This window comes from Natronospira bacteriovora, assembly GCF_030848495.1.
In the GTDB taxonomy this organism is placed as follows: domain Bacteria; phylum Pseudomonadota; class Gammaproteobacteria; order Natronospirales; family Natronospiraceae; genus Natronospira; species Natronospira bacteriovora.
In genome coordinates this window covers 40,511-55,209 of record NZ_JAVDDT010000004.1, presented here as the reverse complement: position 1 = coordinate 55,209, position 14,699 = coordinate 40,511, and the positions used below count along the sequence as shown (strand labels likewise).

General features: G+C 62.8%; 14 protein-coding genes. 7 read left to right on the top strand and 7 right to left on the bottom strand.

Features of this window, described 5'->3' with window-relative positions; genetic code table 11:
• Positions 1-95 precede the first annotated feature (95 nt).
• The 5 genes from RBH19_RS07515 to RBH19_RS07495 all read left to right on the top strand — a co-directional run bounded on the left by RBH19_RS07515 (position 96) and on the right by RBH19_RS07495 (position 5,229).
• Positions 96-491, top strand: coding sequence for a hypothetical protein (locus RBH19_RS07515; RefSeq protein WP_306728216.1), 396 nt, complete (start codon positions 96-98; stop codon positions 489-491).
• Between the two features lie 326 nt (positions 492-817).
• Positions 818-1,465, top strand: a complete 648-nt coding sequence (locus RBH19_RS07510) for a methylamine utilization protein (protein ID WP_306728215.1) — start codon at positions 818-820, stop codon at positions 1,463-1,465.
• Positions 1,466-1,530: 65 nt separating this feature from the next.
• Positions 1,531-3,879 carry a putative bifunctional diguanylate cyclase/phosphodiesterase gene (locus RBH19_RS07505; protein WP_306728214.1) on the top strand — a complete coding sequence of 783 codons (2,349 nt, stop codon included), beginning with the start codon at positions 1,531-1,533 and terminating at the stop codon, positions 3,877-3,879.
• A 37-nt stretch (positions 3,880-3,916) separates the two neighbouring features.
• Positions 3,917-4,783 carry a DUF3034 family protein gene (locus RBH19_RS07500; protein WP_306728213.1) on the top strand — a complete coding sequence of 289 codons (867 nt, stop codon included), beginning with the start codon at positions 3,917-3,919 and terminating at the stop codon, positions 4,781-4,783.
• A gap of 14 nt (positions 4,784-4,797) precedes the next feature.
• Entirely contained in the window at positions 4,798-5,229 is a 432-nt protein-coding gene (locus RBH19_RS07495; RefSeq protein WP_445353971.1) for a group I truncated hemoglobin, read from the top strand.
• Positions 5,230-5,251: 22 nt separating this feature from the next.
• Here the strand turns inward: RBH19_RS07495 and xth are convergent, their stop codons facing one another.
• The 3 genes from xth to RBH19_RS07480 are packed head-to-tail and all read right to left on the bottom strand — an operon-like array spanning position 5,252 to position 8,756.
• Positions 5,252-6,040 carry an exodeoxyribonuclease III gene (gene xth, locus RBH19_RS07490; RefSeq protein ID WP_306728211.1) on the bottom strand — a complete coding sequence of 263 codons (789 nt, stop codon included), beginning with the start codon at positions 6,038-6,040 and terminating at the stop codon, positions 5,252-5,254.
• On the bottom strand, positions 6,037-6,711 hold the full coding sequence (locus RBH19_RS07485) for an SH3 domain-containing protein (RefSeq protein ID WP_306728210.1): 675 nt from the start codon (positions 6,709-6,711) through the stop codon (positions 6,037-6,039). Before RBH19_RS07485 ends, xth begins: the two co-directional genes overlap by 4 nt.
• The gene (locus RBH19_RS07480) at positions 6,708-8,756 is read right to left on the bottom strand and encodes a M3 family metallopeptidase (protein WP_306728209.1); all 2,049 of its coding nucleotides are present in this window, start codon (positions 8,754-8,756) and stop codon (positions 6,708-6,710) included. Before RBH19_RS07480 ends, RBH19_RS07485 begins: the two co-directional genes overlap by 4 nt.
• A gap of 145 nt (positions 8,757-8,901) precedes the next feature.
• Here RBH19_RS07480 and gorA point away from each other — a divergent pair, with 145 nt between their 5' ends.
• Together gorA and RBH19_RS07470 are read left to right on the top strand one after the other, a co-directional pair.
• The gene (gorA, locus tag RBH19_RS07475; RefSeq protein ID WP_306728208.1) at positions 8,902-10,260 is read left to right on the top strand and encodes a glutathione-disulfide reductase; all 1,359 of its coding nucleotides are present in this window, start codon (positions 8,902-8,904) and stop codon (positions 10,258-10,260) included.
• Between the two features lie 243 nt (positions 10,261-10,503).
• Complete coding sequence (locus RBH19_RS07470; protein WP_306728207.1) at positions 10,504-11,031, top strand: gamma carbonic anhydrase family protein; 528 nt, start codon at positions 10,504-10,506, stop codon at positions 11,029-11,031.
• 160 nt (positions 11,032-11,191) lie between these two features.
• On the opposite strand, the gene aroE is transcribed toward RBH19_RS07470, so the two are convergent.
• From aroE to RBH19_RS07450, 4 genes are all read right to left on the bottom strand, one after another.
• Positions 11,192-11,995, bottom strand: a complete 804-nt coding sequence (gene aroE / locus RBH19_RS07465) for a shikimate dehydrogenase (protein ID WP_306728206.1) — start codon at positions 11,993-11,995, stop codon at positions 11,192-11,194.
• A gap of 8 nt (positions 11,996-12,003) precedes the next feature.
• Positions 12,004-12,681, bottom strand: coding sequence for a TIGR00153 family protein (locus RBH19_RS07460; protein WP_306728205.1), 678 nt, complete (start codon positions 12,679-12,681; stop codon positions 12,004-12,006).
• The gene (hemB, locus tag RBH19_RS07455) at positions 12,678-13,697 is read right to left on the bottom strand and encodes a porphobilinogen synthase (RefSeq protein WP_306728204.1); all 1,020 of its coding nucleotides are present in this window, start codon (positions 13,695-13,697) and stop codon (positions 12,678-12,680) included. The genes RBH19_RS07460 and hemB overlap by 4 nt, the downstream gene beginning before the upstream one ends.
• 82 nt (positions 13,698-13,779) lie before the next feature.
• Positions 13,780-14,514 (bottom strand): protein kinase domain-containing protein, encoded by a 735-nt coding sequence (locus tag RBH19_RS07450; RefSeq protein ID WP_306728203.1) that lies wholly within the window; start codon positions 14,512-14,514, stop codon positions 13,780-13,782.
• Positions 14,515-14,699 lie beyond the last annotated feature (185 nt).

The window sequence follows — 14,699 nt, the reverse complement described above, 5'->3', positions numbered from 1 at the left end:
TTGACGAGCGGGCGCCGGGTTTTTAATATTTTTCCCAAGGCGTGTGGGGACGCCTTGTCTATCATAGAGTTGATTTATCTTTAAAGGGGAAGATAATGAAAAAAATCTCATTGCTTGCCATCGGTTCCATTCTGTGCGTTGTTGTTTTTCTTGTTGGCCATCCGATTACCGCTTCCGCGGGGAATGGCTGGAATGAAGCACAGCCGCTTGATAATCGAACGTTGGTACGCGACCTGCGCCAGCTGGAGCGATTTGGCCAAGCCATTGACCCCAGCTTCACCATTGTCTCCGTTGAGACCAAGAACAAGGCCTTGATCGGGGGTCAGGATTTGCTTTCTGCAGAGACCCTGGATGAGGAAGGTTCCTGTACGATTACCGTCACAGTGAGCATTGCCGGGCAATCCGCCGAGGTGGAAGCCACCGCTTCAACCTGTACGGCCGCCTATGGGATGATTCGTGCGATGCTTCGCGCAATGCTTCAGGAGCCGTAAAACGGGTCGTTCCGCACAGTCCACCCACATCGCCGGAAAGCCCGGCAGGCCAATAACAGAGAGCCTGCCGGGTTTTTCTATTTTCGAGGTGTACTGGCTCAGGAGACGCTGATATTCACCCCCACCGGGGCGTGGACGGAGGGGCGTTCGGCCTTGCGGGGTTCGATGTCGATCCAGCTGGCCTCGACCTGATTGCGCAGGCCGCGGTTGGGCTCTTTGGGCCAGGCATCCCGCTGATCTCGAAGCGGGTACCGCCGGGAGTGCAGTGCTTGGCAGCCGCCCTGGGTTCACCTAGGCTGTCCTGAGTGTCCCACGGAGATATCTGCATGTCCCGTTCTACCCTTCCCCTTCTCAGCACGATCCTCGGATTGGCCCTGATGCCTGGGCAGCCCATAGCGAGCAACCTAACGCTTGAACTCAGCGCCGAAAGTGGTGACATCAGCGAAACGCTCGTCTCATTGCAGCCCGTTGACGCTGACACCGAGGTGCAAGGGGAAGATCTGGCGAAAATGGATCAGATCGATCGGCAGTTCAGCCCGCGTGCGATCGCCATCAAGCCCGGCAGCCATGTTCGCTTTCTGAACAATGATGACGTGCGCCATCATGTCTATTCCTTTTCCGCTGCAAAACGATTTGAGCTGCCCCTGTTCAAGGGTGATCCACCCGAAGACATTCATTTCGAAAAGACGGGTGAAGTGGTGCTCGGCTGCAACATCCACGACTGGATGGTTGGTTGGGTGCACGTCATGGAGACACCGTACTTCGGATTCGCTGACAACGAGGGGCAAATCACACTGGAGGTGCCGCCGGGTGAGTATGAACTGGTCATCTGGCACCCCGATGCCACAAGCGACAGCCGCCGTGTCGAGGAAACCATCAGGATTACCGAAGATGGTGTGACGCTGGAGCGCGATCTCGAACTGACGCCGGCGGCCGACGATCAGATTGACCGTCGGCGCCGACGACGATTCTGATCACGAAATTCATGCACACCCTGAATTCATAAAATCACCCATCCTGTCGCCGCTGCGGAGTTACCATGACCAGCCTCAAGGCCCGCATGACCCTCATACTGCTTGGCTTCGTGAGCGCCGTGCTGGCAGTCACTCTGTTGGCCGTTCTTCTCTCAACGGCCGCGAATGTACGAGAACAGGCCAGTGAGGAACTGCGCGTCGGTGCCCGCGTATTCGAAGAGCTGCTCAGCAACCGGGATCGCCAGCTCAGCAGCACCACGCAGGTTCTGGCAGACGACTTCGCCTTCCGCGAAGCCGTGGCAACCGAAGATGCGGCCACCATCCGATCAGCCCTGCTCAACCACGGTGGGCGAATTGATGCTGATTTGATGATTCTCAGTGATACCAAGGGCCAGTTCATTACCACCGCCCTTAGGGAAAATGACAATCGATTCCGGGAGCTGGATCCTGCAATCGGCCAAAATGACCTGCGCCAGGGTGTCATTTCCCTTGAGGGTGAGGCCTGGCAGATGGTGGATGCCACGGTACGGGCACCCTTGCCACTGGCGCGGGTCTCAATGGGCTTTCGCCTCGATGATCGGATTGCAGCCGACCTTCGCAGCCTGACCGGACTGCATGTCAGTTTTCTCTCCTCGACGGATGAAACAGCGCCCTATGCCAGCACTCTGCCGGGCCACGTTAGGCGAGAACTGCCTGAGCGCCTGGCCGAGCAAGCCACGGCGATTGACGACGTGCGCACCCTGACGATTGCGGGCGAAGACTACCTCAGTCTGCGCCTGACCCTTGATGGGCATCCCGGTTCACCCATTGTACTGTTGCAGACTTCCCTGTCGGAGGCCCTGGCGCCCTACCGCCCCCTGTGGCTGCAGATGGCCATCATCGCGCTGATTGCCTTCACTCTGACACTGATCATTGCCGGGCCTCTGGCCAATCGGGTGACACGCCCGACTCGTGCACTGGCCGCCGCGGCCGCCCGCATCAGTCAGGGGGATTACAGCCGTTCCGCACCGGTACCGCCCATTGCGGAACTCGCGCAACTGGGTGAAGCCTTCAACGCCATGCAGGAGGGCATCCGCCAACGCGAGCAGCGAATCCTGCACCAGGCCTACCACGATCCCCTGACCGGCCTGCCCAATCGCACTCTGGCGGCCGATCGCCTGGAACAGGGTATTGAGCGGGTACAGCGCGAGGGACGGGTTCTCGGGGTGCTGGTGCTGGATGTCAATCGCTTCAAGGAAATCAACGACTCTCTCGGCCACCCCACCGGCGATGCGGTACTGCGGGCAATTGCCAGTCGTCTCTCGAGTCGGCTTCGAGGCAGTGACACCGTTGCCCGCCTGGGTGGTGACGAGTTCCTTGTCCTCGCTGAAGTGGAGGACAAGCAAGGCCCGGAGCGTCTGGCTGCCGAGCTTATTGATGCCATCAGTGGCCAGGAGCTGGAGATCGAGAATATCCGGCTGCAGCTGGCGATCAGTCTGGGGATCGCCCTTTGCCCGCGCGATGGGACGGATGTGGAGACACTGCTTCGTCGAGCCGACATCGCCATGTACCAGGCCAAGGAGCGCCAGCTTACTTCGAGTGTCTACGCCGCCGGCCATGACGAGGCGCATTTGCGGCGCCTGAAGATGTTGTCTGACCTGCGCACCGCCATTGATGATGAGCAGTTCCATATCCAGTATCAGCCCAAGATTGCCGTCAGTAATCGCCAGGCTACCCAGCTCGAGGCGCTGATACGCTGGAATCATCCCGAGCAGGGCTTTGTACCACCGGACGAGTTCATCCCCCTGGCGGAAAATTCCGGCTACATTCGCACCATCAGCCGCTGGGTGTTGCAAACGGTGATCCGCCAGCTGGCCGAATGGCGGCGCAGTGAGCTGTCCATTGCCGTGGCCGTGAACATCTCGGCATTGGATCTGGTGGACGCCGGTCTGCCACGCTACGTTCAGGCGCTGCTGGATCAGCACGAGCTGCCGCCATCGGCACTGGGTCTGGAGATCACCGAGACCACCGTCATGAAGGACGCCCGACATGCGCTGCACATCCTCCAGGAGCTGCGTTCACTGGGCGTGGCAATCGCCATTGATGACTTTGGTACCGGCTATTCGTCACTGGCCCAGCTGCGCAGTCTGCCGGTGGATGAGCTCAAGATCGACAAGTCATTCGTCATGAAGCTGGCGGGCCAGGCGGAGGACGCGGAGGATCCGGTCATCGTCCGCTCCACCATTGACCTGGCCCATAACATGGGCCTCAAGGTAGTGGCCGAAGGCGTGGAGGACGAGGCCACCTGGTGGCGTCTGGCTGGCTACGGCTGCGACTCCATCCAGGGCTACTGGATCAGTCGACCCATGCCCGCCGACGCCTTGCCAGAATGGCTCGGTGAGTTCGCGAACCGGCAGTGGCGGGAGCCAGACTAGCGGCCCCAGACCCTGTCGCCATCAGGAGGATGAATCAATGCCAGGAAAGACATACCGGGGATTTCTCGCCCTGATACTGACCCTGCTCTCGCCCTGGGCAATCGCCCAGGACGGACGCATTCTCGCCACTGGCGGAGTTACCCAGATCGAAGGCAGTGCGGGTGGCGGGCTTGTGCCCTGGGCCGTGATGGCCGGCTACGGGGCAGAGGGTGAGCAAGGCGGCACCGTCAGCCTGAGTCACGTGTCCCTGGCCGATTACCGTCTCTCGACGGTGGCCGCCAACTGGAGCTGGAACAATCGGGTGGAAGTTTCGGCAAGCCGCGGCCAGTTCAACCTCGGTACCCTGGGCATCGCGCTGGAAGCCCCGGATGCCGTGCTGCGCATGAACACGCTCGGGCTGAAGACCCGCCTGGGCGGTGACCTGATCTACGGCACATTGCCGCAGATCGCCTTTGGTGTGCAGTACAAGGATCTGCGCGACCCCACCATCCCGGAGCTGGTGGGTGCCCAGCGTGACAGCGATGTGGATGCCTATCTGGCAGTCACGCGCCTGTTTCTCGGTGGGGCCGGTGGTTACAACCTGCTGCTGAACGGCACCCTGCGGGCGACCCGGGCCAATGAACTCGGCTATCTTGGATTCGGTGGCGACCGCAATGACGACCACGAGCTGCAGCTGGAAGCCAGCGCGGCCATTTTCCTCAATCCGCGCACAGCCGTCGGCATGGAATACCGCCGAAAGCCGAACAACCTTTCCTTCGCGGAAGAAAACGACTGGGCCGATCTTTTCATCGCCTGGTTCCCGAACAAGGACCTCGCCCTTGCCGCCGCCTGGACCCGGCATGGCGCCATCGCCGGCCTGGAAAATCAGGATGGCTTCTATCTCAGCCTACAGGCCAGTTTCTGAAGGAGATGACCATGTTGAAGCGATTGTCCATCCTGGCTGTCTTCTCTGCTCTCGTACTCGCCGGCTGTGTCGCCAGCCCGGAGCCGGCCGAGGACGACCGTCTCTATCAGGCCCTGGGCGAGCGAGAGGGTATTGAGCGCATCGTCGAGGACATGCTGATCCGCGTGACGGACGATGTCCGGATTGCGCATTACTTCCGCGGCATTCCTCTGGGCGATCTACGCGACGAGCTCGCCGACCAGTTCTGCGAACTGGCCGGTGGCCCCTGCGAGTACACCGGCCGGGACATGCGCGAAGCCCACGAAGATCTGGATCTGAGCCGCGCGGACTTCAATGCCCTGGTCGAACATCTGATCGCCGCCATGGAGCGTCACCACGTCCGCGTCCCGGATCAGAACCGCCTGCTGGCCAAGCTAGCCCCGATGGAGCGCGACATGGTCGACTAAGGAGACACCTAAGTGGAACTGTTCAAGGCTCGATGTTGACCCCCACCGGGGCGTGGTCGGAGGGCCGTTCGGCCTTGCGGGGTTCAATGTCGATCCAGCTGGCCTCGACCTGATTGCGCAGGGCATGGCTGGTCAGGGCCAGATCGATGCGCAGGCCGCGGTTGCGGCGGAAGGCACGGGTGCGAAAGTCCCACCATGAAAATTGTTCGGGTTCCTGATCGAAGAGCCGGAAGCTGTCGTCCAGGCCGAGGTCGAGCAGCTTGCCGAGGGCGGCATGCTCCGGTTCGGAGAAGAGAATCTTTCCGCGCCAGGCCTCCGGGTCGTGCACGTCCTCGTCCTTGGGCGCGATATTGAAGTCCCCCATGACTACCACCTTGTCGTGGCGTGCCATTTCCTCCTTCAGCCAGTCGTGCAGATGGGCCAGCCAGCTCAGCTTGTACTCGTATTTTTCGCTGCCCACGGCCTGGCCATTGGGCACATAGAGATTGATCACCCGCAGATCGCCAAAGGTGCCGGCCAGTACCCGGCGCTGGGGGTCGTCGAAACCCGGAAGATCGAAGACCAGGTCCTCGGCGGGCTCGCGGCTGATGAAAGCCACCCCGTTGTAGGTGCGCTGGCCGTTGCTGACGGTGTGATAGCCCAGTGATTCAAAGGCCTCTCCCGGCCAGACATCGTTGGGAACCTTGGTTTCCTGCAGACCCACCACGGCGGGTTGATACTGTTCGATCCACTCCCGCACCTGCGCTTCACGCACGCGGATGGAATTGACGTTCCAGGACACCACGGAATTGCGGCCGGGTTTTCCACTCACAGGCTCAGACCTCCCAAACGATTGCGAATCTGGCGTTCACGCAGGATGAAGCCGAACAGGCCGGACAGGAACAGAGCGATCAGCAGCAGTCCGCCCGCCAGTAGACCCTCGCGCCAGCCCATCACCAGCCCGACGTCTCCGGGCGGGGTCGCGGCTTCGACCGGCGCCGACTCCGCCGTGGCGGCCTCTTCAAGCACCGGGTCTGTCTCGGCATCTGCGGCGTCGGGCTCGACGGCAGTCTCGATCTCCTCGTCCAGCACCGGGCTCGTGGCCAGGGCGTCTACCGCCTGACCCAGTTCCGCCTCCAGCTCGGCCACCCTGGCTTCCAGGGTACTGATTGCCCCCTCACGGTTGGCCAGTTGATTGCGCAGACTGTCCCGCTCGCGTTCCACATCGTCGATCCGCACCCGTGCCGGCAGGCTATTCACGAGAAAATCCTGATTCACCCAGCCCACCGTGCCATTGGCGGTTTCCACCTGGGCAAAGCCGTTCTGTACCTCGCCCAGCCGTTCCAGCTCATCCCCGCTTTCCAGCAGGGTAATACGCTGGGTGCTGCTGTCCGGCTCCGGGTAGAGACTGAGATAGAGGCGGTCGATGACCCAGGCCGGCTCGGCCAGCAGCAGGGCCGGGCTGAGCAGCAAGCCCAGGATCAACAGGCGAATACGCTTCATGCGGCATCTCCAATACCGTGGTGGCGCAGAAAGGCGGACAATTCCGGATCCCGTCCGCGGAACTGCCGAAAGACATCGGCGGCTGGCAGGCTGCCGCCCAGGCCGAGCACGGTGCGCCGGAATCGCTGCCCGGTCTCGCGATCAAACAGGCCGGCTTCCTCGAAGGCGGCGAAGGCATCCGAGGAAAGCACCTCGGCCCAGAGGTAGCTGTAGTAGCCAGCGGCATAGCCGCCGCCGAATATGTGCGCGAAACTGTGGGCAAAACGATCGTAGTCCGCCACGGGCACTACCGTGACCTTCTTGCGGACCTCATCAAGCAGGCCCTGAACATCGAAGCCCGTCTGTCCACGGTACTCCCGGTGCAGGCGCATGTCGAAAATGGCGAACTCCAGCTGTCGCACCAGCTTCATCGCGGCCTGGAAGTTGCGGGCCGACAGCATGGCCTGGTGCAGGGACTCCGGTAGCGGCTCGCCGGTATCGTGGTGCTCGGCCAGGCGGTCGATGCCCTCGCGAGGCCAGGCGAAGTGTTCCTGGAACTGGCTGGGCAGTTCCACCGCATCCCATTCCACCCCGTGGATGCCGGCCACATCACTGACATTCATTTCGGTCAGCAGATGCTGCAGACAGTGGCCGAATTCATGGAACAGGGTGATGACATCATCATGATTGAGCAGGCTCACCTCGCCTCGGGCGGGCGCGCCGAAGTTGCAGGTCAGATAGGCCACCGGGGTCTGCAGGCCCTCCACTGTGCGTCGCCGGTTGATGCATTCGTCCATCCAGGCGCCGCCGCGCTTGCCGGGGCGGGCGTAAAGATCCACGTAAAGACGGCCGATGCGCTCGCCGCTTTCGCCGTCGCGCAGTTCGTAGAGCCGCACGTCCTCGTGCCAGGCATCCACCTTACTCTGGGACTCGACGCTAATCCCGTACAGCTCGCCGGCGATCTCGAACAGACCAGACAGCACCTTCTCCAGCGGGAAATAGGGCCGCAGCTGCTCGTCGGAAATGGCATGCAGGGCCTCGCGGCGTTTCTCGCTGGCGTACAGGGTGTCCCAGGGCTGCAACGTCTCGATACCCAGTGACTCACGGGCGAAGGCGGCCAGCTCCGCGAACTCCTGCTCGGCGGCCGGGCGGCAGCGCCGCAGCAGGTCCTCCAGGAAACCCATTACCGCATCACCGCTCTCGGCCATCTTGGTGGCGAGGGAGAGTTCCGCGAAATCGGAAAAGTCGAGCAGCCTGGCGGCCTCATGCCGCAGGGCGATGATTTCGGCCATCACCGGGCCGTTGTCGAACTGCCCGCCCTGGGGGCCGATCTCGGAGGCCCGGGTGGCATTGGCCTGGTGCATCTGAGCCCGAAGCTCCCGGTCGTCGGCATGCTGCATGATGGCGAGGAAGTCGGGAAATTCCAGACTGAACAGCCAGCCGTCCTGTTCCTGATCCGCCGCCCGCCCCTTGGCCCGGGCCAGATCGGGCTCGGGAATCCCGGCCACCCGGGCCGGGTCGTTCACCGCCAGTGTCCAGCTCTGGGTGGCGTCGAGCACGTTCTCTTCGAAGCGGCTCTGCAGGCGTGACAGGCTCTCCTGGATCTCGCGAAAGCGGCTGCGCTCGGGCTCGTCCAGGGCCACGCCAGAGAGACGGAAATCACGCAGGGTATCGTCCACGGTCTTGCGTTGGGCCTGGTCCAGTCCCGCCCAGACCGTGTCCGCCTTCAGGGCCTGCCAGGCCTCGTACAGGCCCCGGTTCTGGCCCAGTTCCGCCTCATAGCGGGTGATCTGCTCCAGGCAGGCATTGAAGGCCTCGCGCACGGCCTCTTCGTTACGCACGTTGTTCAGGTGCGAAATGGGTGAAAACACCCGGGCCAGGCGGTCATCAAAGGCCTCCAGGGGTTCGGCCAGGGATTCCCAGGACCACGGCCCGCCCTTTTCAAGTAGTGCCTCGATGCCTCGGCGGTTGTCCGCGAGGACCTGCTCCACGGCGGGCAGGAAGTGCTCGGCCTGCAGCTGGCTGAAGGGTGGCAGGTCAAATTCGGCCAGCAGTGGATTGTTCATGGCGGTGCACCCCGTAAAAAGAGCTGTAACTTAACATGGCCCGGACCGTCTTTCAGCAGGCGGTCGGGTGCTTGACAGTCTCTGTGTGAGACCGTCCAATGAGCGGCCTGTTCGCTATCGAAGCACACGCATTGCGGGGTTTGCCATGGCCAGCGGCCAATACGACTTTGACCTGATCATCATTGGGGGTGGCAGCGGCGGTATCGCCACTGCCCGCCGTGCCGCCGAATACGGTCAGAAGGTGGCCGTGGTGGAGGCGCAGCGCCTGGGCGGGACCTGCGTCAACGTGGGCTGTGTCCCAAAGAAGGTTATGTGGTACGCAGCCAGCCTGGCCCATGGTCTGGAGGAAGCCAGGGACTACGGCTTTGACCTCAGTGTCCACGGTCACGACTGGACGGCACTGAAGCACGCCCGGGATGCCTACGTGGAACGCCTCAACGGCATCTACGCCCGCAACCTGGAAAAGAGCGGCGTCACCCATCTGCAGGGCTTCGGTCGCTTTCTTGACGCCCACACCGTGGATGTGGATGGGCAGCCCTACACCGCCGAGCGCTTCCTGATTGCCACAGGCGGCTACCCCGTGCGGCCCGACATTCCGGGCGGGGACCTTGGCATTACCTCGGATGGTTTCTTCGAGCTGGAAGAACGGCCCCGACGGATTGCCGTGGTCGGCAGCGGCTACATCGCCGTGGAGCTGGCCGGCATGCTGCGCGGCCTGGGCAGCCAGGTCAGCCTGATCGTGCGCCGGGATGGGGTGCTGCGGGATTTCGATGACAGTCTGCGTCAGGCCCTGAGCCGCGAGATGGCCAGTGACGGCATCGAGCTGGTGACCGGTTTCGTCCCGGCGCAGGCGGAGCAGGGTCAGGACGGTTACCGCCTGAGTGCGGAAGACGGTCGGCTGCTGGAAGGATTCGATGAGCTGCTGTGGGCCATCGGCCGCGACCCGGCCACGCCGGACCTGGGTCTGGAGGCGGCCGGTGTGGAACAGAACACCTGGGGCTTCATTCCGGTGGATGAGTGGCAGGCCAGCAATGTCCCGCATATCTTTGCCGTGGGTGATGTCACCGGCCGCGCCGCCCTCACACCGGTCGCCATCGCCGCCGGCCGTCGCCTGGCGGACCGACTCTACGGCGGCATGAGCGAGCGCAAGCTGGATTACGATGGCATCCCCACCGTGGTCTTTTCCCACCCGCCCATTGGCACGGTCGGCCTGACGGAGGCCGAGGCCCGCCGGGAATATGGAGACGAAAAGGTGCGTTGCTACGAAGGCAGCTTCGTGGCCATGTACTACGCCCTGGGCGAGCGCAAGCCCCGTGGCCTGTGCAAGCTGGTCTGTGTGGGCGAGGAGGAACGCATTGTCGGCTGCCATGCCATCGGCATGGGCGTGGATGAAATGATGCAGGGCTTCGCCGTCGCCGTGCGCATGGGCGCCAGCAAGGCCGACTTCGACGACACCGTCGCCATCCATCCCACCACCGCCGAGGAAATGGTGACGCTACGGTGACTGAATGCCTCCCATCGGGCCACACAAAGCCCCCTGTAGGCGCGGATTTATCCGCGCAATGGCCGGAATCCGCCGTCCCACCATCCAATGAGGCGCACCACGGATTGCAACGACCCAATTAGAGAATCAAACGGCGCATTTTTCCCATTGCGCGGATGAATCCGCGCCTACAGGGGGCTTGATCGAGTCACCCTCCAGCATCCATATTTCCGTCACAGCAATTTGCCAAACGGGTACAAAGCCATGCCAATCCGCCCCTACAAGGACACCCACCCCCAAATCGCCGAGCGCGTCTACATCGATGACATGGCCTCGGTCATCGGCGATGTGGTGCTGGCCGATGATGTCTCCATCTGGCCCATGTGCGTGGTGCGTGGGGATGTGAATGCGATTCGTATCGGGGCGCGCAGCAACATTCAGGACGCCACGGTAATTCATGTCACCCATGATGGGCCCTATACCCCGGACGGCGGGATCCCCACGATTGTGGGTGAGGACGTGACCGTGGGGCACAAGTGCCTGCTGCATGCCTGCACCATCGGGGATCGTTGCCTGATCGGCATGGGCGCCATCATCATGGACGGCGTGGTGATCGGCGATGATGTGATCATCGGTGCCGGCAGCCTGGTCACGCCTGGCAAGCAACTGGAATCCGGCTGGCTCTACCGCGGTTCCCCCGCCCGCCCCGCACGGAAACTGACGGATCAGGAGCTGGAGCAACTGAAGTACTCCGCCGCCCACTACGTCCGCCTCAAGGATAATTATCTTTGATAAGAGCAAGGAGCAAGGAGCAAAAACCGGCACCGTGGGAGCGGCTTCAGCCGCGATGACAATCCTTAAATTGGCACGCTCCGTTATCGTCGCCCCCTGTAGGCGCGGATTCATCCGCGCAATGGCCAGAATCCGACGTCCCGCCATTCCATGAGGTGCATCACCGTTTCAGTAAAACCGCCGTCTCCGGCCGCACCCCCCGCCAGAGAAAAAACGATTCCGCTGCCTGTTCCACCAGCATGCCCCAGCCGTCGCGGCCTGGAACACCGCGCTGCTCGGCCCAGCGGGTGAAAGGGGTTCCGCCCTCGGCATAGGCCAGGTCATAAGCGAGTGTGTCGCGGGCGAGCAGGCCGGACGGCAGGGTCAGGGCCTGGCCCTGCAGGCTGCTGGGTGTCGCGTTGATGATCAGATCGAAGGCGCGGGTGGGCAGTCTGTCCAGACCGCTGACGGTCACGGCCGTCATCTCCGGGAAACGTTTGGCCAGGGCCTCGGCCTTCGCCACCGTACGGTTGGCGACGTGCAGGGTGCCGATGCCGGCATCCACCAGGGGGCCGAGGATGCCGCGGCTGGCGCCGCCGGCACCCAGGATCAGCACCGACGCCCCGCCGAGTTCAACGCCCAGGTTGTGAGTCAGATCCCGAAGCAGACCGGCACCGTCGGTGTTTTCGCCCAGCAGACGGCCGTCGTCGAGCACCTTCAGGGTGTTTACCGCCCCGGCCCGGGCCGCCCGTTCCGTGCACTCATCGGCCAGCGCAAAGGCCGCTTCCTTGAACGGCACGGTGACATTGGCGCCCAGGCCGCCCTTGTCGAAAAAGTTCGTGATCCCTGCCGTAAAACCTTCTGCGCCGGGATCAATGGCCTCATAGACGAGCGACTGCCCCGTCTGCTCGGCGAAGTGCTGATGGATGGCGGGTGAGCGGCTGTGGCTCACCGGATGGCCGAAGACTGCATAGCGATCAGCCATGGTCTGACTTACCTGGCCAGCAGCAGTTGCAGGCGGCTGCCCACATGCTGTGCACAGTCGGCGACGTCGCCGATCTGATCAATCACCTTGTACATGAACATCACATCCACGGGATCGAGCGATTTTTCTTCCCGGTACAGGCTGTGACGCGCTTCGATCTCCATGCGGTCGCTCTCCTGCTCCAGCCGATCGACCTCTTTGATCATGTCGCGCACGATGTCCCGGCGCTGCGCGGAAAAACCGGCTTCGAGCAGTTCATGCAGCTCGCTCACACTGCGCTGAGCCTGGCGGGTAGTCTCCAGCGTGCGTTCGACGAAGCGCAGCAGGTCGACGCCGAGGGTCTCCGGGAAACTCAACTCCCGGCCCAGAACATGGCCACTGAGATCGCGAATGGTGTTGGCTATCTCGTCCTGGGCCGTGAGCAGATCCAGCAGGTCTACCCGTGCGAGGGGCAGGAATAGCGGGCTGCGCAGATTCAGGCGAATATCCCTTTTGAGTTCGTCGCCGGCGTGTTCTTGCCGGATAATCGCCTGGCGTAGTTCGCCTGCCCGTTTCCACTGGCCGGCAATGGCCGCCTCCATGAAGGGATACAGTTGATCCGCGCAGGCACCCATGGCTTCCATATGCTTCTGAAGCGGCCCCAGGGGTGAACCGGCGAAGTGCCGTGCCAGATACCGTTTGATCATGACTCCGCCTGCAGCCACTCCGCCGCGCGCCGCGCGAAGTAGGTCAGGATGCCGTCCGCGCCCGCTCGCTTGATGGCGGTCAGGGACTCCAGCACCACGGCCTGCTCGTCCAGCCAGCCATTCTCCGCCGCCGCCATGAGCATGGCGTACTCGCCGCTTACCTGGTAGACGAAGGTGGGCACGCCGAACTGCTGCTTTACCCGATGCACGATGTCCAGATAGGGCATGCCGGGCTTGATCATCACCATGTCGGCGCCTTCCTTCAGGTCCAGTGCCACTTCGCGCAAGGCTTCGTCGCTGTTGGCCGGATCCATCTGGTAGGTCTTCTTGTCCGCCTTGCCCAGTGCCGTGGCCGAGCCCACCGCATCGCGGAAGGGGCCGTAGAAACTGGAGGCGTACTTGGCCGCGTAGGAAAGAATCCGGGTATGCCGATGGCTGGCGCCTTCAAGGGCATTGCGGATGGCTCCGATGCGGCCGTCCATCATGTCCGAGGGTGCCACCACATCGGCACCCGCCTCGGCATGGGACAGGGCCTGCCGGACCAGGGCCGCGGTGGTCTCGTCGTTGAGGACATAGCCCTCATTGTCGATGATGCCGTCCTGCCCATGGCTGGTGTAGGGATCCAGGGCCACATCGGTGATGACACCCAGTTCCGGGAACTCCGATTTGATCGCGGCCACGGTGTTCTGCACCAGCCCCTCCGGATTCCAGGCCTCCGATGCATCCAGGCTCTTGGCCTCGGGCGGCACCACCGGAAACAGGGCAATGGCCGGAATGCCCAGTCGCAGGAGTTCCTCGGCCTCGCGCATGATGCCGTCGATGGACAGGCGCTCAATGCCGGGCATGGAAGGCACCTGCTGACGCTGGGCCTCACCCTCCAGAACGAACATGGGGTAGATCAGGTCATCAGCGGTCAGCACCGTCTCCCGCATTAGTCGACGGCTGAAATCGTCCTTGCGCATGCGCCGCAGGCGGGTGGCGGGAAAGGCGCCGGGGAAAGGGGACTGACTGGCCATGGTGATCTCCGAAATCGCAATGCCGTCATCCTAATCCCTATCGGCACCGGAATCGACCACAGGCATCAGCACGACATCGGCCTCACTCCCCCCAATCCATTGTTTCCAGATGCCGCCTCAGGGCACCGGCGGTGCGAAAGCGGCGGGAGATCAGGCTGCGCTTCAGGCCCAGGCAAATGTTCTTCACCAGGGCAGGCTGTCTTGCGTAGTGCTTCTGCCCGCCCAGGGCGTCGTAGAAGATGCGGATGATGTCACGCACATCCTCGCGGATGTTCTCGCCGGTGGGGGCCTTCCAGCGGTAGAAATCGATCAGCTTGACCTCGAAATGAATACCCCGGCGGGCCACGATGATGTTTTCACTGTGCAGGTCACCGTGGTAGTCCCGCAGCTGGTGAACTTCCTCCAGACCGGCTGCCAGCGCGTGCAGCAGATGCAGGGCCTCGAACAGGGGCAGGCGTCGGCCGGGGCGGCGATGAATGAAGTCTTCCAGCAATTCCCCTTCCACGAACTCCGAGACCAGAAAGGGCACATCTCGGCCGCGGTGTTCCACGTGATCGTGGGTGAGATAGGGAATCAGAATGCGGCAATGGCGCAGGCGGTTGAGCTTGCGCGCATGGTAGGCCACGGCGCGGTTGCCCATGTTGCGTTCCGGATAGAAGAACTTGGCCGCGCGTTCGATGCCGGTGGCCCGCTCGCGCACCTTGTAGACCTCACCCTCCCAGCCCCGGCCGAGCTGTTCGACCACTTCGTACTTCCCGGCCAGCTGGTCGCCCGGTCGGAAGTCGAAACGCTGCACGGATTTCTTGCGCTTGGCCATGGTCCCAGCTCCGGGCTTGGCTCCCTGACTGTGGAAAATCGCCATTCCTATGGCGGTCGGCGGCAACAGGCGTACAATGGGGTCAGGGACGGGGGAGCAGAGTCCCGTCGGGGATGGTCCAATACCCCCGGGACCTGACCGGTTCGACAGCATGCAGCAGCCTTTGGGGGTGGTCAATCCGGTGC